This is a genomic window from Streptomyces sp. NPDC001941, from assembly GCF_040296945.1.
In the GTDB taxonomy this organism is placed as follows: domain Bacteria; phylum Actinomycetota; class Actinomycetes; order Streptomycetales; family Streptomycetaceae; genus Streptomyces.
On the sequence record NZ_JBEOYE010000069.1, the window covers coordinates 1 to 18853 of the forward strand.

At 74.3% G+C, this 18853-nt stretch carries 17 protein-coding genes; 3 read left to right on the forward strand and 14 right to left on the reverse strand.

The features are described from left to right. Positions 1-110 precede the first annotated feature (110 nt). Entirely contained in the window at positions 111-1541 is a 1431-nt protein-coding gene (locus tag ABT160_RS33750; RefSeq protein ID WP_351651765.1) for a nucleobase:cation symporter-2 family protein, read from the reverse strand. A gap of 237 nt (positions 1542-1778) precedes the next feature. Between ABT160_RS33750 and ABT160_RS33755 the strand changes: the two genes are divergently transcribed. After that, positions 1779-2579, forward strand: coding sequence for an inositol monophosphatase family protein (locus ABT160_RS33755; RefSeq protein WP_351651766.1), 801 nt, complete (start codon positions 1779-1781; stop codon positions 2577-2579). Positions 2580-2677: 98 nt separating this feature from the next. Here the strand turns inward: ABT160_RS33755 and ABT160_RS33760 are convergent, their stop codons facing one another. Continuing rightward, entirely contained in the window at positions 2678-3061 is a 384-nt protein-coding gene (locus ABT160_RS33760) for a hypothetical protein (protein WP_351651767.1), read from the reverse strand. 169 nt (positions 3062-3230) lie between these two features. Between ABT160_RS33760 and ABT160_RS33765 the strand changes: the two genes are divergently transcribed. Together ABT160_RS33765 and ABT160_RS33770 are read left to right on the forward strand one after the other, a co-directional pair. Beyond that, positions 3231-5024, forward strand: coding sequence for an NlpC/P60 family protein (locus ABT160_RS33765; RefSeq protein ID WP_351651768.1), 1794 nt, complete (start codon positions 3231-3233; stop codon positions 5022-5024). A gap of 245 nt (positions 5025-5269) precedes the next feature. Beyond that, positions 5270-5887, forward strand: coding sequence for a phosphatase PAP2 family protein (locus tag ABT160_RS33770; RefSeq protein ID WP_351651804.1), 618 nt, complete (start codon positions 5270-5272; stop codon positions 5885-5887). A gap of 21 nt (positions 5888-5908) precedes the next feature. Here ABT160_RS33770 and ABT160_RS33775 read toward each other — a convergent pair whose 3' ends face one another. Genes ABT160_RS33775 through ABT160_RS33830 form a run of 12 tightly spaced genes read right to left on the reverse strand, consistent with a single transcriptional unit; the run spans position 5909 to position 18847 of the window. Then, positions 5909-7243 (reverse strand): glutamate-1-semialdehyde 2,1-aminomutase, encoded by a 1335-nt coding sequence (locus ABT160_RS33775; protein ID WP_351651769.1) that lies wholly within the window; start codon positions 7241-7243, stop codon positions 5909-5911. 41 nt (positions 7244-7284) lie between these two features. Beyond that, a complete protein-coding gene (gene rfbC, locus ABT160_RS33780) occupies positions 7285-7851 on the reverse strand; it encodes a dTDP-4-dehydrorhamnose 3,5-epimerase (RefSeq protein ID WP_351651770.1) in 567 nt (188 codons plus the stop codon). Continuing rightward, positions 7848-9080, reverse strand: a complete 1233-nt coding sequence (locus ABT160_RS33785; protein WP_351651771.1) for a polysaccharide pyruvyl transferase family protein — start codon at positions 9078-9080, stop codon at positions 7848-7850. The genes rfbC and ABT160_RS33785 overlap by 4 nt, the downstream gene beginning before the upstream one ends. Continuing rightward, complete coding sequence (locus ABT160_RS33790; RefSeq protein WP_351651772.1) at positions 9077-10024, reverse strand: glycosyltransferase family 2 protein; 948 nt, start codon at positions 10022-10024, stop codon at positions 9077-9079. Before ABT160_RS33790 ends, ABT160_RS33785 begins: the two co-directional genes overlap by 4 nt. Further along, on the reverse strand, positions 10021-11343 hold the full coding sequence (locus ABT160_RS33795; protein ID WP_351651773.1) for an MATE family efflux transporter: 1323 nt from the start codon (positions 11341-11343) through the stop codon (positions 10021-10023). The genes ABT160_RS33790 and ABT160_RS33795 overlap by 4 nt, the downstream gene beginning before the upstream one ends. Next, positions 11340-12623, reverse strand: coding sequence for a DUF4910 domain-containing protein (locus ABT160_RS33800; RefSeq protein WP_351651774.1), 1284 nt, complete (start codon positions 12621-12623; stop codon positions 11340-11342). The genes ABT160_RS33795 and ABT160_RS33800 overlap by 4 nt, the downstream gene beginning before the upstream one ends. After that, positions 12611-13636, reverse strand: coding sequence for an NAD-dependent epimerase/dehydratase family protein (locus ABT160_RS33805; RefSeq protein ID WP_351651775.1), 1026 nt, complete (start codon positions 13634-13636; stop codon positions 12611-12613). The genes ABT160_RS33800 and ABT160_RS33805 overlap by 13 nt, the downstream gene beginning before the upstream one ends. 3 nt (positions 13637-13639) lie before the next feature. Next, positions 13640-14287 carry a PIG-L deacetylase family protein gene (locus tag ABT160_RS33810; protein ID WP_351651776.1) on the reverse strand — a complete coding sequence of 216 codons (648 nt, stop codon included), beginning with the start codon at positions 14285-14287 and terminating at the stop codon, positions 13640-13642. Then, complete coding sequence (locus ABT160_RS33815) at positions 14284-15078, reverse strand: glycosyltransferase family protein (RefSeq protein WP_351651777.1); 795 nt, start codon at positions 15076-15078, stop codon at positions 14284-14286. The genes ABT160_RS33810 and ABT160_RS33815 overlap by 4 nt, the downstream gene beginning before the upstream one ends. Next, on the reverse strand, positions 15075-16310 hold the full coding sequence (locus tag ABT160_RS33820) for a class I SAM-dependent methyltransferase (protein ID WP_351651778.1): 1236 nt from the start codon (positions 16308-16310) through the stop codon (positions 15075-15077). Before ABT160_RS33820 ends, ABT160_RS33815 begins: the two co-directional genes overlap by 4 nt. Continuing rightward, positions 16311-17579, reverse strand: a complete 1269-nt coding sequence (locus tag ABT160_RS33825; RefSeq protein ID WP_351651779.1) for a glycosyltransferase — start codon at positions 17577-17579, stop codon at positions 16311-16313. Between the two features lie 2 nt (positions 17580-17581). Then, positions 17582-18847, reverse strand: a complete 1266-nt coding sequence (locus ABT160_RS33830; RefSeq protein ID WP_502984349.1) for an O-antigen ligase family protein — start codon at positions 18845-18847, stop codon at positions 17582-17584. Positions 18848-18853 lie beyond the last annotated feature (6 nt).

An 18853-nucleotide genomic window follows, 5' to 3' on the forward strand; every position in this document is an offset into this window, starting at 1 on the left:
GGCGGGGGCTGTTGTGTGCGCGGGGCGCGGCGCCCCGCCCGCCGCGGGGGGGGGGGCCCCCCCCCCGCGGCCCCCCCCCCCCCCCCCCGCGCTCGCGTCAGCCGTCGCGCTCAGTGCCCCGCGACTGCCTCCGGCTCGGGCGCCGACGCGCGCCGCGCGCCGAGGTGGTTGAAGAGCAGGTTCAGGGCGACCGCGAGGATGCAGCCCGTGGAGATGCCCGAACCGAGCACGATCTGCGCCCAGTCGGGGAAGGACGCGTAGAAGTCGCCGTTCACGGCCGGGATCAGGCCGACACCGATGGTGACCACCGCGATCAGGGTGTTGTCCCCGCGCTGGAGGTCCGCGCGCAGCAGCATCTGGATGCCGGACAGGGCGATCGACCCGAACAGGAACAGTGAGACGGCGGCGAGCACCGGCATCGGCACCACCGAGATCAGGGCACCCGCCGCCGGGCTGAGCCCGATGAGGATGAGCAGGGCGCCGGACAGGGCGACCACGAACCGGCTGCGTACCCCGGAGATCACGACCAGGCCGATGTTCTGGGCGAACGCCGAGTTGTGGAAGCCGTTGAAGAGGGGGCTGACGGCGGAGCCCAGCGCGTCGGCGCGCAGCCCCCGGGCGATGACCCGCTCGTCGACCTCGCGGTCCACGATCTTCCCCAGCGCGATCATGTCGGCGGTGGACTCGGTGAGGATGACCAGCATCACGACGCACATCGACAGGATCGGCGCGAGCGAGAACCGCGGCGCCCCCCAGTGCAGCGGGTCCGGCAGCCCGACCAGCGCGGCGCCGTCGAGCGCCGAGAAGTCAGCGAGCCCCATCGGCACGGACAGCAGGGTGCCCAGCACCAGGGCGAGCAGCATGGAGATCTGCTTGAGGAAGCCGCGGGTGAACTTCTGCAGGAGCAGCATCAGGACGACGGTGGCCGCGGTGAGCGCGATGTTCTCCTGGTCGTTCGCGCGGGAGGCGGCGCCGGGTTCGACGATCCAGCCGTACGCGACGGGGAAGAGCGAGACGCCGATCAGGGTGATCACCGAGCCGGTGACGACCGGCGGGAAGAAGCGCACCAGCCGGGAGAAGCGGCCGGCGACCAGGAACCCGAAGGCGCTCGACACCAGGATCGCCCCGAACACCACCGGCATGCCCGCCCCGACGCTGCCCTCGGTGGCGAGGATCGTCAGCATCACGCCGACGCCCGCGAACGAGACGCCGTTGACGAACGGGAGCTTCGAGCCGATGAACCTGCCGATGCCCAGGGTCTGCAGCAGGGTCGCCAGGCCCGCCATCAGCAGGCTGCCCGCCATCAGCACGGCCGCGTCGGACGGCGGCATCTTCGCCGCGACCGCGACGACGATCGGCACGGAGACCGCGCCCGCGTACATCGAGGCGACGTGCTGGAGGCTGGCGACGAGCATCCGCCCGGGCGGCAGGAGTTCGTCGACGGGGTGCACCGGTCCCGGGACGGCGGGAGCGGCGGGGGACGGGGCCGCGGAGGCGTCCGACGGTCCGGACGGGGGGTCGGGGCGTACGGCAGAACTCATGAGTGGCGCTTCTTCCGTGCGGGACACCGCGCCGTTCCCGCCCCGGTGCGCGGTGCGGGACGAAAACGACAACTCGGTTGACTGGAAAGTAACTTCCGCCATGCGGTTGGCGAAACGCACGTTACGTCAGCCCGCCCCGTTGGCGGAACCCCCAATCCACCACCGGATTCCGGAGGGCCGCCCCGGCCGTGACTCCGCCCTCACGGCGCCCGCAACGAGGGCCCCTACGCTGCCCCCATGGACCACGACAAGATCATCGAGATTCTCCGGGAGGCCGCGGAAGCCGTCATCGTGCCGCGCTTCCGGGCCCTGGCGAGCGGTGACGTGACCGAGAAGGCGCCCGGCGAGGTGGTCACCGTCGCCGACCGGGAGGCGGAGGCGATCATCGGCCCGCGGCTGCGGGACCTCGTCGCGGCACCGGTCGTGGGGGAGGAGGCCGCGGCCGAGGACCCCGGCCTGGTCGGCGCGCTGGCGGACCCCGGGCCCGTCTGGCTCCTCGACCCCCTGGACGGCACCGCCAACTTCGTGGCGGGCAGCCCCGACCACGCCGTGATGGCCGCGCTCGTGCGCGGCGGCGAGACGGTCGCCGCGTGGATCGTGCAACCCGCGACCGGGCGCGCCTACGCGGCGGAGCGCGGCGCCGGAGCCTGGTGCGGCGGGACCAGGCTGAGCTGCGCGGTGACCGACGGCGACACCGCCGGGCTGCGCGGCGACGCGCTCACCCGGTTCCTGTCGCCGCGGGCCAGGGCCCATGTGCTCGCCGCCGCCCCGGACTTCGCCGACCTCGGCGCGGGCACCACGTGCGCGGGCGTGGAGTACGCCCGCATCGCCTCGGGGGAGCGGCACTTCGCGCTCTTCCACCGCACCCTGCCCTGGGACCACGCCCCCGGCGCCCTGCTCGTCACCGAGGCCGGCGGCACCGTACGCCGCCCCGACGGCACCCCGTACCGCCCGGCCGACGAGGGCACCGGGCTGCTCGGCGCCTGCGACCCGCGGGCCTGGCGGTCGGTGCGCGACCGGCTGGCACCGGGCACGTAGACGGCCCGGCCGGGGCTCCGGCCGGGCCGTGGCCGGGCGAGTGGCGGCCGCTGGCGCCGGGACGCGGGCCCCGGCCCTCAGCCCTCAGCCCTCAGCCCTCAGTCCGAGGCCCGCGGTCCTGGAACCCCGAACCTCTCGTTGATGGCCGCGATCGCCAGGACCGCGTCGTTGCGGACCTTGCGGCGGGCCAGGCGGGCCTCGGCGCGGGCGATGACCTCGTCCGCGTGGCCTTCGAGGCGGGCCTGCTCCTCGGCGGTCACGCTCTCCTCGGCGAGCGCCCTGGCGGCGACGAGTTCCTTGACGGCGGCCATCAGTTCCGCGTCCCGTACCGCCTCGGCCGCGTCGGCCTCGCGCTCCCGCTCCAGGGCGTCGAGGTCGATGCCCGTCCCGGCGATCGCCGCCTCGCGGGCCGCCTCCCAGTCCTGCTCCCCGTCCTCGTCGAGGGGGAGCCGGGGGTCCGTGTCTGCTGCGCTGTTGTCCATGCCGGGTCCAACGCGCGACGGGGCGTGAACGTCACCCGGACGGCCGCACGTCCCGGACCGTGGTGCGGCACCGGGCCCCGGTCAAGGACGCACGGCAGTCCGGGTAAGGTCCCCTTCGCCCCCTTGTTCGAACGAGCGGGGCGGCAATCCACCGACGGGGGTCCCGCACGTGTCCGTACCGAAGTCCTCGCCCAGCCGCAGATCCGCCCTGGCCGCGCTCGCCGCCGCGGCGGCCGGCGGTGCGCTGCCGCTCGTCGCGGCCCGGCCCGCCCTCGCCCGTCCCGCGAGCACCGCACCGGCCGGCCCGCGTACCGCTGCCGCGCCCGCCGCCGCGCCCCCGCAACTCACCGCCGCCGCCCGCCTGCCCGTACAGGTCGACGCCACCGACCCCTGGCACTTCACGGCGCACCCGGCAGGCTCCCTGACCACGCGCGCGATCACCGGCGGACTGGAGGTCTCCGACGGCCAGGGCGTCCTCGCGACGCTCACCACCGGGGCCCGCACGGTGACGCTGCGGGGCCCGCGCCGCTGGTTCACCGAACAGAAGAAGGACGTCACCGACGACTTCGCGCGCACCCCGCCCACCGGCGGCTGGGGCATGTCGCCCGGCGGTGGCTCCTGGTCCCACCACAACGGCAGCACCGCGGACTACTTCCTGGAGAAGGGCCGGGCCGCCCTCACGCTCGCCCCCGGCAAGAGCCGCTACTCACTGCTCCCGGACGAGGAGATGGGCGACGTCCGCGTCGCCGCCCGGTTCTCCTTCGACCGGCTCCCCGTCGGCGCGCCCGCCTCCCTCGGCCTGGTCTTCGCCGCGGCGAACGTCAACAACCACTACCGGGCCCGCCTGGTCGTCACCCCCGGCGGCGACGTCCAGCTGGTGCTGGAGAAGGAGCTGGCGGACACCACCACCGTGCTGGGCGCGCCCGTCACCGTCGGCACCGGCTTCGCGGCCTACGACCACTGGTGGGTCCGCGTGGACACGTCCGGCGACCTGCTGCGGGCGCGGGCCTGGAAGCACGGCACCGGCGTCACCGAGCCCACCGACACCTGGCACCACGAGCTGCGCGACCCGGAGCCCGACGAGACGAAGGTCTTCCGCACCGGCGCCGTCGGCGTCAGGGGCCTGGCGTCCACCGGCGCCACCGTCGTCCCGCAGGCGCGGGTCTACGACTTCGTCATCGACTCGGCGACCTGGGCCGACCCGCCGGTCGTCACCCACGACACCTGGGTCCGCGTGCTGCCCGAGCCGTTCGCCGGCTCCTGGACGACCGCGGTCGAGCAGCAGGTCCGCGCCTGGGCGAAGGACACCTCCCCGGACGTCCTCGCGTACGCCTCCATGTACCGGCCCCACGCCCCGGCCGTCACCGACCCGGCGCGCGGCGGCGCCCAGGTCCTCGGCACCGCCGGGTACAGCGACGCCGACCCCGTGACCGGGCTGCGCACCATCGGCGCCGACTTCCACGAGTACATGTGGATCGACGACTGGCGCTTCCCCGACGGCGAGGTCGGCAAGCTGGAGGGCCAGGGGCAGAAGGCCCACAACCTCGACTGCTCGGGCTTCGTCCGCATGGTGTACGGCTACCACATGGGCATCCCGATGGGCCTCTACCGCGACTTCGGCACCTCGCTGCCCCGGGAGTCCAAGGACATGGCCCACTCCGGGCCCGGGGTGAAGGTCGCCGACGGGGGAGTGGGCAAGGTCCCCGCGCTCGACGGCCTGCGCATCGGCGACGCGGTCTTCTTCGACACCGACGAACAGTCCGACGCGGGCGGCCACATCGGCATCCACATGGGCGTCGACCAGGACGGCAAGCTGCGCTTCGTCTCCAGCCGCAAGACCCCGAACGGCCCGACCATGGCCGACCTCGGCGGCAAGTCGATCCTCAACGGCACGCCCTACACCGACGAGGACCACAAGGGCGACCTCTACACCAACGCGCTGCGAGTCATCCGCCGCTTCTGACCCCGGAGTTCCGCCCGCCCCGGAGTCACCGGACCGGCCTCCAGTGATCCCGGGCGCCCCCGGCTCCCCCTACCGAAGTCCCAACTCCACCTGCATGATGCAGAGATGGAGATCTCCTCGTGGTCCCGCGCCACCGCCGGGGCCCCCGCGTGACGGCCCGCCCGCCGAGCCCCGCGAGCCACCGCGCGCCGGGCGGCACCGGCGGGCGCCCGGCCGCCGCACCCGTGCCCGTACTGCCCGCGCCGATGCGCACCTGGCTCACCGCGCAGGCGGTGCTCGCCGCCCTGCTGGCCGTCGTCATCGCGGTCCTGTACGCCGGACACGGCAGGCCCGGCACCCTCGACGCCTGGCTCGCACCGGGGGAGGAGGCCATCCAGGGGCGCTGGTACTCGGTCGCCCTGGCCGTCGACTTCCTGGGGGAGCCGGTCGGCGCGGCGGCGCTCCTGGTCTTCTGCGCGTCGGCCTGCGTGATGCTGAAGCGCCCGCGTGCGGCGGTGCTCGTCGTCGTCGGCACCGGGGCCTGCGTGGTGGCGACGACGCTGCTCAAGCACGTGGTGGGGCGCACCATCCACGGCGGGTACCTGTCCTATCCCAGCGGGCACACCGCGCTGGCCACCGCCGTCGCCGTCGCGCTCGCGCTGCTCGCGGTCGAGCGCACCGGTGCCTCGGCGCGGACGGGCGCGGCCCTGGTGCTCCTGGCGTCGCTGGTGGCCGGCGCCGTCATGGGCTGGGCGCAGGTCGTCCTGAGCGCCCACTACCCGACCGACACCCTCGGCGGCTGGTGCACCGCGCTGGTCGTGGTCCCGGCGACCGCGTGGCTCGTCGACCGGACGGCCGGCGCGGTGCGCCGCGACGTCCCCTGAGGCTCCGGTGTCCCGGCGGGCTCAGGCCAGCCGCCGGAACACCGGCTTCACCGGCCGCCCGCCCGTCCACGGCGTGGGGTCCCCGGAGTCCAGCGCCTTGCGGTAGACCGCGCACGCCTGCGCGACCGCGTCGACGGTGTGGTCGATGTCCGCCTCGGTGAGCGCGCTGCTCACCACGAACGACGGCGCGAGCACCCCGCCCAGGAGCAACTGGCGCAGGAACAGGGTGCGGTACTCCTGCGACGGCCTCAGCTCCTCGTCGAGCGTGCCGAAGACCAGGTTGCTGGCCCGCCCCCGTACGACGACGTGGTCGGCCACGCCCATGCTCGCCGCGGCGGCCCGCACCCCCTCGGCGAGCCGCTCGCCCAGCGCGTGCAGCCGTGCCGTGATGCCCTCCCGCACGTAGGTCTCCAGGACGGCCATGGCGGCGGCCAGCGAGTGCGTCTCCGCGCCGTGCGTGGTGGACAGCAGGAACACCCGCTCGTCCGTGTGCCGCAGCCCGCCGCGCTCCATCAGCGCACGGCGCCCGGCCAGCGCGGAGACGGCGCAGCCGTTGCCCAGCGCCTTGCCGAAGGTGGACAGGTCGGGGACCACGCCGTACAGGCCCTGCGCGCCCGCCTCCGACCAGCGCAGGCCGGTGATCATCTCGTCGAAGACCAGGACGCAGCCGTGGCGGTCGGCCAGCTCGCGCAGGCCCTGGAGGTAGCCGGGCGGCGGCTCGGTGTGCCCGGCCGGTTCGAGGACCAGGCAGGCGACCTCGCCCCGGTGCCGGGTCAGCAGGGCCTCCGTGGCGGCCAGGTCGCCGTAGGGGAACCCCACGGTGAGCTCGGTGGTCGTCGCCGGGATGCCCGCGTTCATCGGCGTGGTGCCGATGAACCAGTCGTCCACCGAGAAGAACGGGTGGTCGGCGCATATCGCCACCCGGGGGCGCCCGGTGACGGCCCGGGCCAGCCGCACCGCCGCGGTGGTGACGTCGGAGCCGTTCTTGGCGAACTTCACCATCTCCGCCGTCGGCACGGTCGCCAGGAACCGCTCGGCGGCCTGCAGCTCCACCACCGAGGGACGGGCGAAGTTGGAGCCCCGCTCCAGCTCCCGGCGCACCGCCTCGACCACCGCCGGATGGGCGTGGCCGAGGCTGACCGAGCGCAGCCCCGAGCCGTACTCGACGTACCGGTTGCCGTCGACGTCCCAGACGTGGGCGCCGCTGCCGTGGCTGATGACCGGGGCCAGGTCCTCGGGGTACTGGTCGTCGCCCTTGGCGTAGGTGTGCGCGCCGCCGGGGACCAGCGCGTGCAGCCGCTCGCTCGCCTCGCGCGAGCGGGGCAGGAGGGACTCTCCGGGATGTTCCGCGTTCACGGCCTCTGTCACCCTTCCCTGTGCTCTTGCCGTCGTCGTTCTCAGCGCTCTCGCCCCTGCTCCTGGCGGTGCTTCAGGACCTCGGCGAGGCCCGGCGCCTGCCGGTCCCGCGCGGACACCGCCGTGACCGGCAGCGGCCAGGGGACGGCGAGCTCGGGGTCGTCGAAGGCGATCGTCACGTCCTCGGCCGGGTCGTGCTCGCGGTCGATGCGGTAGGAGGTGTCCGCCGTCTCCGTCAGCGCCTGGAAGCCGTGCGCGCACCCCGCCGGGATGTACACGCTGAGCTGCGTCTCGCCGGACAGCTCGAAGAAGGCCCGGTTGCGGTACGTCGGCGAGTCCTGGCGCAGGTCCACCACCACGTCGAAGACCTTGCCGTACGAGCAGCGCACCAGCTTGGCCTCGCCCGCGCCGGAGCGCAGGTGCAGCCCGCGCACCACGCCCCGTACCGACCGGGAGACGCTGTCCTGGACGAAGGACTCCGGTGCCAGGCCCACCGAGCGGAGCACGTCGGCGTCGAACGTGCGGCAGAAGAAGCCGCGTTCGTCGGCGTACGGCGTCGGCTCGAACAGGAACGCGCCGTCGATCTCGGGTACCTCGATGGCCTTCACGGTGCCTCCCGCAGGGCGTGTGGACGGTCGGCCGCCGGGAAGAGGGCCGTGGTCAGGGCGGTGAACTGGTGGGCCAGGCGCCCGGTGGCGGCCCGGTTGTGCTCGGCGAGCGTCCGCCGCGCCCCGGCCGCCCCCTTCTCCAGCTCCCGGAACTGCTCCAGGAGCCGGTCCACGTCCAGCTCGCGGGCCGGGTGGCAGTACGCGCCGAGTCCCATCCCGGCCATCAGCGCGTCGCTCTTGGCCGCGTAACTGACGGCGAGCGTCGGCGTACCGGCCTTCAGCGCGCACACCAGGTTGTGGTAGCGGGCCGCCACCACCACGTCCGCGCCCGCCATCTCCGCCATCAGCTCGGCCAGCGACGCCGCCGGGGAGGCCGTCACCAGCGGCGAGTCCACCGCGGCCAGGACCGCCTCGACGACCGCCCGGTCGACGCCGTCACCGGTGACCAGGCGCACCGGCCTGCCCTCCCCGGCCAGCGTCCGCACGAAGCGCGTCGTGCCCTCCAGGTAGCGCCGGTGGATCTCGTCGGCCCGCGCCCGGTCGTCGTTGCTCCCGTGGAAGTCCATCACCCCGACGCAGACCGTGCCGGGCGCGTCCCCCGGCCCGGGCGCGGCCGGGACCGGCAGCGCGAACGCCAGGTCCGGGTACACCTCGTCGCGCGAGGTGTCCACGCCCATCCGCCGCATCGCGTCCCGCGACAGCTCGTCCCGGTACGAGCGGTAGGCGGCCAGCCGCGCCGCGAGGCGCACCAGGGCGCGGGTCGGCCGGTCGCGGATCGCCGCGGCGCCCACGCCGACCAGCGCCACCGGGGTGCCGGTCAGCCGCCCGGCCGCGCAGAGCAGGAACAGGGCGTACGGGAAGCCCCAGGGCCGCAGCGGCAGCGTGGCCTCCAGGACCCCCATGCCCGGCACGACCACCACGTCGTGCCGGCGCACCCACGCGGCGGTGCGGAAGGCGTCGACCAGCTTGCCCAGGCCCTTGCCCGCGACCGCGCCCGCGCGCGACGCCGTGCGGTACTCGCCGCGGTACCAGTGCAGCCGCGTCGCGCGGATCCCGTACCGCCGCGCCACCACCTCGGGCCCGCCGCACAGCGCGTCGACGACCGCCTCCGGGTGGTCGGCGCGCAGATAGCCGAGCACCGCCTCCAGCGAGCCGTCGTTGCCGAGGTTGCCGGAGCCCAGCAGCCCGAACACGCCCACCCGCACCGGGCGTCCGCGCGGCGCCGTCACGCCCCCCGCCCCTCGCGCCCGGCCACGATCGCGTCCACGTCGACGTCGAACCGGTCCTGCTCGACCGGAGCGCGGTCCTCGACCCGCTCCCCGGCGCCCGGCCGCGTCCGGCTGGTCATCCACGCCGCCAGGTGGCCGAAGCACGCGCGCCGGTCCGCCGCGGACAGCGGCGCCCGCCGGACCGCCGAGACGAAGCCCCACACGTACTCGGCGAGCAGCCGGGGCGTCGGGTGCAGCGGTCCGGCCCTGCGCGGGTCCAGGTTGACGCACCGCGAGCGCTTGCTCGGGTTCGCCCGCTCGGCGCGCGTCGGGTGGTCGCGGCGGAAGTACAGCAGCTCCGGCACCTGGTGGAACGGGCCGTTGAGGACCAGCTCCGCGACGAAGGTGCGGTCCGCGTGGTGGTAGCTGTCGTGCGGCCTGACCCGGCGCAGCACGTCGGCCCGCATCACCCCGTAGAAGTCGTCGCCGCCCGGCTCGAACAGGAAGCTGCGGAAGCGGTCCGGGGCGCTCGGCAGGTCGGTCGCCAGGCCGTACTCGTACGGCACCTTCACCCGGCCGTGCTCGTCGATGACGGCCTGGCCCGAGTGCGCGAGGACCACGTCCGGGCGCTCGTCCAGCGCCTCGACGCACCGGGCCAGCAGGTCCCGGGCGTACAGGTCGTCGTGCGAGGCCCACTTGAAGAGCTCGCCCCGGCACTGGGTGAACACGTAGTTGTGGTTCGGCGCCGCCCCGATGTTGCGCGCGAGCCGCAGGTAGCGGATGCGCGGGTCCTTCGAGGCGTACTGGCGGCAGATCTCCTCGGTCGCGTCGGTCGAGGCGTTGTCGGTGATGACCAGCTCGAAGTCCTCGTACGTCTGCCCCAGCAGCGCGTCGAGCGATTCGGCGAGGTACTCCTCGCCGTTGTACACGGGCAGTCCGATGCTCAACCGGGGATGAGCGGTCATGGCGTCCTCACTTCGCGGATCGGGTGGTGGTGGCGCTCGCGCAGGGCCGACCGCAGGTGCACCCACCACACGGACGAACTGCACAGGGTCGCGGCGGCGACGCCCCAGGCCGAGCCGACCGTGCCGGCCAGGGCCGCCCCGCCGAGACCGCCGGCGACGTAGCAGGTGGAGGCGATCAGCTGGCTGCGCAGGCTGCGGCGGGCCGCGCCGAGCGCGCGCAGCCCGGCCGCCGCGCCGGTGCCGAGGCCGGCGCCCGCGACCCCGAGCGTGGCCGGGACGATCAGCTGCGACGCCGCGTCCCACACGCCGCCCAGCACGAACGCGCCGAGCCGGTCGGGCAGGAAGAGCAGCGCCGCGCCCCACAGCAGCGCGGCGACGGCCTGCGCGCCGCCCAGCAGGAAGCAGAACCTGGCGAGCCGGTCCGGGGCGGCGCGCAGCACCCGCGCCGACTCCGCCACGGTCACCAGGGACAGGCCCATCAGCAGCGCCAGGAACGGGCCGAGGAGCAGCTCGGCGCCCCGGACCACGCCCACCGCGCTGACCCCGACGATCGCGCCGAGGCCGTACGCCCGCAGCTGGGCCGCGCCGCTGACGCAGGTGTTCTCGACCAGGTAGCGGTAGCCCAGGTCGCGGTGCGCGCGCAGCCAGGCGCGCGCCCCGGTCATCCGGGGCAGCACCCCGGACTGGACGCAGCCGTAGACGGCGGCCACGGCCGCCGACACGCCCCAGGCGAGGACGAACGCGGCCACGGTGTTCACCCGGGCCGCCACGACCATGGCGGGGACCAGCGCCACGCCCCACACCACGTCGTTGACGAACGCCTTGCGCCCGGCGCCCGCGGCGAAGAACGAGTACCGCCAGGCGTCCTGGAGCAGCAGCCCCGGCAGCACCACGCCCAGGCACGCGAACGCGGTGCCCACGCCGCCGCCGACGGCGAGACCGGCCACCAGGCAGGCCCCGCCGATGGCCGCGCCGACCCCGAGCGAGGTCCCCGAGGAGCGGGCCACTGCCGTGCGCCAGGACGCCTCGGGGACCGCGCTGAAGCGCACCACGAGCGGGTCCGTGGCCAGCCCCCGCGACACGCTGAGCACCACGCCGTACGTCACCCAGGCCAGGCTGAACACGCCGAACGCGGCCAGGCCCAGCGAACGGGCCACGTAGATGCCCACCGCGAAGTTGCTGATGCTGGACGCCGCCTGGTCGGCCAGGCCCCAGGAGAGCCGGCCGACCATGGCCCGCCGGGCGGCGGGCCGGGCGTCCGCCGCCGGGGCCGCCGCGGCCGTCGGCTCCTCCTCCCGCCCGGTGGCCATCCCCGTCATGCCTTGATCAGCCCACTGGCGTGCAGGGCGTCGGCCGCGGCGGCGACGGTGTCGAAGGGCAGGCCCGCGCGCTCGGCCACGTCGAGCAGGCCGTGCTCGCCGTCGGACATGCTGAGCACCCAGAGCATGGCCATCTCCGCCTGCTTGGCGTCGCTGCGGCCGCCGAGGGAGTCGTACAACCCCCGCCGCCCCAGCTGCGGTTCGCCGTACGGGCTGAGGTTCACGTACCGCCGGTCGCGGTCCAGGACGGAGAACGCCTCCCGGCACACGTCGAGGGTGTCCGCCATCGCCTCGGGCGAGACGAAGCCCGGGTCGTCCCCCGAGGTGTGGTACTCGGGGTACCTGGCGTACGGCGTCCGGCTGAGCGAGCCCACGCCGAGGTCGAAGCCCGGCGAGCAGTACTGCCGCTCGTCGTAGCCGTACGGCGTGAACTCCTCGACGGAGTGCGGGCGTCCGGAGTCGCGCAGCACGTGCCGCACCGCCCGGTCGATCCCCGCGTCCCCGCGCCTGCTCCGCTTGTACGTCAACGGGCCCCGGTCACCCGCGCAGGCGAGCACCAGACCGTGCTTCACCTGGTCGATCCGCTCCTTGTTGCGGGCCAGCCAGGTGATCGCCCCGATGGTGCCGGGCGCGAAGACGAAGCGGTACGTGTACCACGGCGCCGTCTCCGCCAGCGCGCGCGCCAGGAAGACGGCGACCGCGATGCCCGCGAGGTTGTCGTTGGCCAGCGACGGGTGGCAGGTGTGGCAGGAGACGAGCACCTCGTCGGCGACCTGCCCCGGCACCACGTGCTCGGCGTAGGTGAGGTGGCCGTCGGCGAGCGTGGAGTCCACGCACACCTCGTACTCGCCCTCCTCCATCGCGTCCAGGGTCTCCTGGGCCAGGCAGAACCCCCACCGCGGCGCGTAGTAGCTGGTGCGGTAGGGCACCAGGGACGGCTGCTCCGGCAGGGTGTACAGGTGCTCCCGCAGCTCGGACAGCTCCATCCTGGCCCGCACCGGCACGCTGTAGCCGAGCACGTGCAGGCTGGACGCGGCGAAGTCGACGACGCGGCGGCCCGAGGCGTCCGCGACGTACGCGTCCCGGATGTTCCACTCCTGCGGCACCGTCCAGTCCAGCACCTGCGTACCGGTCGGCACCTCGTGGACCCGCAGCGGCAGGTACTCCCCGACGATGTCCAGGGTGGCGCGCACCCCGTCGCCCGTGATGCTCCGGCAGAGCGGGTACAACCGCTCCACCAGTGCGTGCATCTCCTCGCCGGCCCCGGTCACCGGCGCCACCGCAGGGTGTCGTCGACCATGCCCGCGCCGGTCGCGGCCTTGAGCACCGCGAGCCGGGTGAAGCGGTTCTCGAAGTCGTCCGCGGTCAGGCCGAACTTCTCGTAGGCCTCGGCCAGTTCGAGCGCGCCCCGGTGCACCGACCACTCGCAGTCGAAGCCCGGGACCGCCGCGCGGAAGCGGGCGAAGTCCACCCGGTAGGAGCGCGGGTCGGCGCCGTTCTCCCCGGTGATCCGCACCTTGGCGCCCGACACCGCCTCGGCGACCTGCGCGGCGATCTCGGCGACCGTGACGTTGTTCGCCTCGCTGCCGATGTTGAACGCCGTGTCGTGCACCGCCTCCCTGGGCGCGACGAGCGCGGCGGCGAACGCCCGCGCGATGTCCGCCGCGTGCACCAGCGGCCGCCACGGAGTGCCGTCGGAGAGCACCAGCACCTCACCGGAGAGCAGCGCGTGGCCCACCAGGTTGTTCAGCACGATGTCGGCGCGCAGCCGGGGCGAGTAGCCGAAGGCCGTGGCGTTGCGCATGTACACCGGGGTGAAGTCGTCGTCGGCCAGCGCGTGAAGGTCGTCCTCCACCCGCACCTTGGACTCCGCGTACGGCGTCACCGGCCGCAGCGGGGCGTCCTCGGCGACCAGGTCGTCGCCGCCCGCCGCGCCGTACACCGAGCAGGTCGACGCGTACAGGAAGCGCCGCACGCCCGCGTCACGGGCGAGCCGGGCCAGCCGCACCGACGCGTGGTGGTTGATGTCGTACGTCAGGCCGGGGGCGAGGGCCCCCAGCGGGTCGTTGGAGAGCGCGGCCAGGTGGATCACCGCGTCCACCCCGGCCACGTCCTCCTCCGTCACGTCCCGCAGGTCCACCCGGCGCCCGGGCGGGTCCGCGGGCGCCGGGCCCAGCACGCAGTCGGCGAAGAGCCCCGAGTCCAGACCGGTGACCTCGTGCCCGGCCGCCGCGAGCACCGGGGCCATCACGGTGCCCAGGTAGCCCTGGTGTCCGGTGAGCAGTACGCGCAAGGTTCAGTCCCCCAGGTCGAGAGTGAGTTTGGTGACGGCGAACGCCTCGGCGTAGCGCGCGTGGCATTCGATGCCGCGGATCCGCGCCAGGCCCAGGAAGGCCTCGCGGTCGTACCACGGCCGGTGCCGCTGCGAGGGGTAGTGCTCCTGCAGCAGCCGCACCTTGTCCTCCGCGGCCTGTGGCGACAGCGGCTGGTACGCCACCGGACGGCCCAGGTCGCCGTCCCACTTGACGATCTCGTAGCCCAGCACCAGGTGGTCGCGGAACGCGGTGGGCACCAGCTTCGCCAGCCCCCGGTGGTCCTGGTGGGCGTCCTCGGTGCGCGGCGCGAGCACCAGGTCGGGCTCGGTGCGCTCGCGCAGCTCCTCGACCGCGGCCTTGGCCTCCTCCCAGTGCGCGGGCAGCCGGCCGTCGGGCAGCTTCAGCACGGTCAGCCGCAGGTCGGCGCCCGGGCAGAAGGCCGCCAGCGCGGCCCGCTCCTCCAGCTCCCGCTCACCGCCCCCGCCGGAGAGCACCAGGGCGTCCACGCGCAGGCCGGGCCGGGCCCGGCAGAGCGTCAGGAGCGTGCCGCCCGCGCCTATGGCGATGTCGTCGCAGTGCGCGCCGAGCGCCACGACGCGGGCGGTGCCGCCTGCCTTCAGTCGGATCACGCGGACCTCACGGCGGCGTCGCGCTCCCACACGGCCCACGGGCGCTCGCCCCTGGCGTACGCCGCGTCCAGCGCGGCCCGCTCCTTGACGGTGTCCGTCGGCTTCCAGAAGCCGCGGTGCTGGTGCGCCACCAGGCGCCCCTGCTTCGCCAGCTGCCCGCACCCGTCGGCGACCAGGTCGCCGCCCTCGGGTATGTGGTCGAACACCTCCTGGCGCAGCACGAAGTAGCCGCCGTTCTCCCACAGCGGCATGTCGCTCACCGCCGTGATGCCCCCCACCAGGCCGTCCTCGCCCAGGTCCACGCAGTGGAACGAGGACTGCGGGGGCACCACCATCATCGACGCGCCCGCGTCGCGCCGGGAGAACTTCTCGATCATCTCCGGCAGCGGGGCGTCGGTGAGCACGTCCGCGTAGTTGGCGAGGAACATCTCGTCCCCCTCCAGGTGGTGGCGCACCCGGCGCAGCCGCTCGCCGATCGGCGACTCCACGCCGGTCTGCGCGAACGTGATCGTCCAGTCCGCTATGTCGGTGGACAGCAGCTCGGTGCGGCCCCTGCGCAGCACGAAGTCGTTGGACGTCGTCTCCTCGTAGTTGAGGAAGAAGTCCTTGATGTGGTGGGCGCCGTAGCCCAGGCAGAGGATGAACTCCTTGTGCCCGAAGTGCGCGTAGTAGCGCATCACGTGCCAGATCAGCGGTCTGGGGCCGACCATCGCCATCGGCTTGGGCACGTCGTCGCCGGCCCCGTTGCGCATCCGCATCCCGTAACCGCCGCAGAACAGGACGACCTTCACGACCCCACCTCGACAATGCTCAGTTCCGGGATGGGGAAGACCAGGCGGCCGCCCCACTCGTGCACGAAGGACAGCTGCTCGACCAGCTCGGCGCGCAGGTTCCACGGCAGCACCAGGACGTAGTCCGGCCGGTCCGTGGCGATCTGCTCGGGGGCCAGGATCGGGATGCGGGTCCCCGGGGTGTACCGGCCGTGCTTGTACGGATTGCGGTCGACGGTGTACGGCAGCAGGTCAGGACGGATCCCGCAGTGGTTGAGCAGGGTGTTGCCCTTGCCCGGGGCTCCGTAGCCGACCACCGTCTCGCCCCGGTCGGCCGCCTCGATCAGGAACCGCAGCAGGTCCCGGCGCACCTTGGCCACCCGGGCGGAGAACTCGGTGTAGCCCGAGAGCTCCTGGAGCCCGGCCGCCTTCTCCCTGGCCAGCACGTCGGTCACCCGCCGCGAGGGCTCGCCCGCGACCGCGTCGGGACGCGCCCACAGCCGGATCGACCCGCCGTGCGTGGGCAGCAGCTCCACGTCCACCAGGGTGAGCCCGCCGCTCGCGAGGGCCCGGATCGCCGACGCCACCGTGTAGTACTGGAAGTGCTCGTGGTAGATGGTGTCGTACTGGTTGTCCTCGATCAGCGTCAGCAGGTGCTGCACCTCGATCGAGACCCAGCCGTCGTCGGCGACCAGGGCGCGCAGGCCCTGCGTGAAGCCGACCACGTCCGGGATGTGCGCGTACACGTTGTTGGCCGCGACCAGGTCGGCCGGGCCGTGCTCGGCCCGCACGGCCGCCCCGGTCTCCGGGGACAGGAACGCGGTCAGCGTGGGCACCCCCGCCTCCCGCGCCGCCGCGCCGACGTTCACCGACGGCTCGACGCCCAGGCAGCGGATCCCGCGGTCCACCACGTGCCGCAGCAGGTAGCCGTCGTTGCTCGCGACCTCCACCACGAACCCGTCCCGGCCCAGGCCCACCCGCTCCACCGCGTCCGCGACGTAGGTGCGCGCGTGCTCCACCCACGACGTCGAGAACGACGAGAAGTACGCGTACTCGCTGAACGTCTCCTCCGGCGTGATCAGCGGCGGGATCTGGGCCAGCCAGCAGTCCGTGCAGACCCGCAGGTGCAGCGGGTACGCCGGCTCCGGCAGGTCGAGTTGGTCCGCGGCGAGGAAGCTCTCGCACGGCGGGGTCGCCCCCAGGTCGACGACGCTCGCCAGCGCCCCCGAGCCGCACAGTCGGCATCGTGTCATCTACTGCCCCCCATCCGTGCCCGCGTGGGAGTCCCACAGCGGGCCAGTGCTCTTCTCCCCTTGCGGCGGGAGGTCCCCGCCGCCCGACCGCCCCGCGATCGCGGAGCGGTACCCCTCCTCCAGGCGCTCCAGCCCGACGGACGGACTGAAGCCCCGCTCGTAGCGGAGCCGGGCCGCACGGCCCATCTCCGCGTTGCGCGCCGGATCGACGGTCACCGCGCGCAGGCACGACGCGAGCGAGCCCGGCTCGCCCGGCCGGTGCAGCAGCCCGGTCACCCCGTCCTCCAGCAGCTCGACGAAGGCGCCGTGACCGGCGGCGACGGCCGGGACCCCGGCCGCCATCGCCTCCACGACCACCAGGCCGAACGCCTCCAGCCAGGTCGACGGCGCCACCACGGCCACCGAGCGCGCCAGCGCCTCCCGGCAGCGCGCCGTGTCGTACAGGCCGACGTAGCGCACGTCGTCGCGGCCGGCCGCCCAGGCGGTGACCTCCGCCTCCAGCGGCCCGGCCCCCGCGATCACCAGCGGCACGCCCACCCCGCCGGACGCGGCCAGCTCGTCCCACGCGGCCATCAGCAGCCGCACCCCCTTGGCCTCCGCGAGCCGGCCCAGGTAGAGCACGTGCTCGCCGGGGCCGGTGCGCCGCACGCCCGGCTCGGGCACGAAGTTGTGCTTCACCGCGAGCCGCCCGGCGGGCATCCCCGCGCCCACCAGGACCTCGCGCTGCGCGGCGGAGATGCAGAAGAACCGCTCCACGCCCGACCACCAGCGCCGCCGGTTGGCCGACAGGCTGAGCGCGAGCGGCGCCGTCGCCAGCCGGGAACCCCGGTAGCAGCCGTGCCGCACCGCGGGCAGCGGCGGGCCGCCGACGCACTCGGTGCACGGCCGCCCCTCGCGCTGGAGCGTGCCGGGCGGGCAGACCTGGGTGTAGTTGTGCAGGGTCGCCACGGCGGGCACCCCGGCGTCCGCGCAGGCGGCCAGCACCGCGGGCGAGAGCAGCGGGAAGACGTTGTGCACGTGCACCACGTCCGGGCGCTCGCGCCGCAGCAGGGCCGCGAGTTCACGCCGTACCGCAGGGTTCCACGGCACCAGGACCGGCACGGCGGCCTTGCGCGGCAGGGACATCGCGCCGATGTCGTCACTGCGCCGCTCGAACAGGTCGACCCGGTGGCCGGCCGCGCGCAGCAGCTCCACCTCCTGGTCGACGACCTTGTTCTCGCCGCTCGGCTGCGCCGACGCGTAGCGGTTGTGCACCACCAGGACGCGCATGTTCAGCCCACCTCCGATCTCTGGATCAGGCGCGGGGCGCGCCGTCGTTCGACGTCCGGTGCCGGCGGCGCGTCCGGCGTGCGCGGCGCCGCCAGCAGCGAGGCGGCCACGGTCAGGTGCAGCAGGTACGGCGAGGCGTCGCCCAGGCCCGCCTCGGTGTACGACGCGATCGCGCAGTAGCTGATCAGGAAGATCGCGCAGGCCCGGGCCAGCGACGGCGGCCGCAGCAGCGCGACCCCGCCGAGCACCAGGAAGACCCCCGCGACCAGGGCCACCCCGGTCATCCCCTGCTCGTTGTAGACGGTCAGCCAGCTGTTGTCGATGGGCAGGCCGCCGAAGGACTTGTCGCCGAGGCCGATGCCGAACGCCTCCTCCGACGGCGTGCGGGGCCGGGCGAGCAGCGCGTCCCAGACCTTGGCCCGGCCGGTCAGGCTGGTGAAGTTCTCCTGGCTCTGCCCGCGCAGGAACCACGCCTGGAGCGCGGAGCCGAGCGCCACGGCGGCCACCGTGCCGCCGACGACCGTCCAGGTGAAGAACTTCCGGGCCCTGGCGCTGGTCATCAGCAGCGACCCGATCGCCAGCGCGAGCCCGGCGATCAGCCCGAGCGTGGCCGTACGGGTGTGGGTCAGCGCGAGCAGCACCAGCGAGGGCACGATCACCACCGCCGCACCGGTCCGGTCGGTCCGCCCGCCCAGCAGGAGCAGCGCGGTGAGCCCGATGATCACGGCCGCGTACTGGCCGATCTGCGGCGGCGTCAGCGGCCACAGCGCGCCGACCAGCCGTCCGCCGTAGATGTCGGGCAGGGCGGCGCCGGGGGAGACGGCCAGCCCCGCGGCCACCGACCCCAGGACCGCGAAGTACACCCGGATGTGGTGGCGCACGAACGTCATCCCACCGTCCCACCACCGGCTGAGCAGCCACAGCGTGGTGATGAAGAGGGCCAGGCGGGCGCACCGGAAGAACGCGCCCATCCCCGACTCCAGGGACGAGCTGGAGATCAGGCTCGGCACCAGGAGCAGGGTGAGCAGCATCAGGTACGCGCTGGCGTGCACCCGCAGCCGCAGGTTCACCGCGAGCGCCAGCACGAACGCGCCCAGCAGCGAGCCCATGGTGACCAGCTGGATGACCGAGCGCGGTATCGGGATGATGGTCTGCGCCCCCGCCGAGCCGAGGGTGTTGAGGATCAGCAGCCCCCACGCGATGCCCACCGGCCTCGGTGCGCCCGCGCCCGCCTGCCTCAACTCCGCCTCTTCGCGCGTCAGTCGCACGTCCAC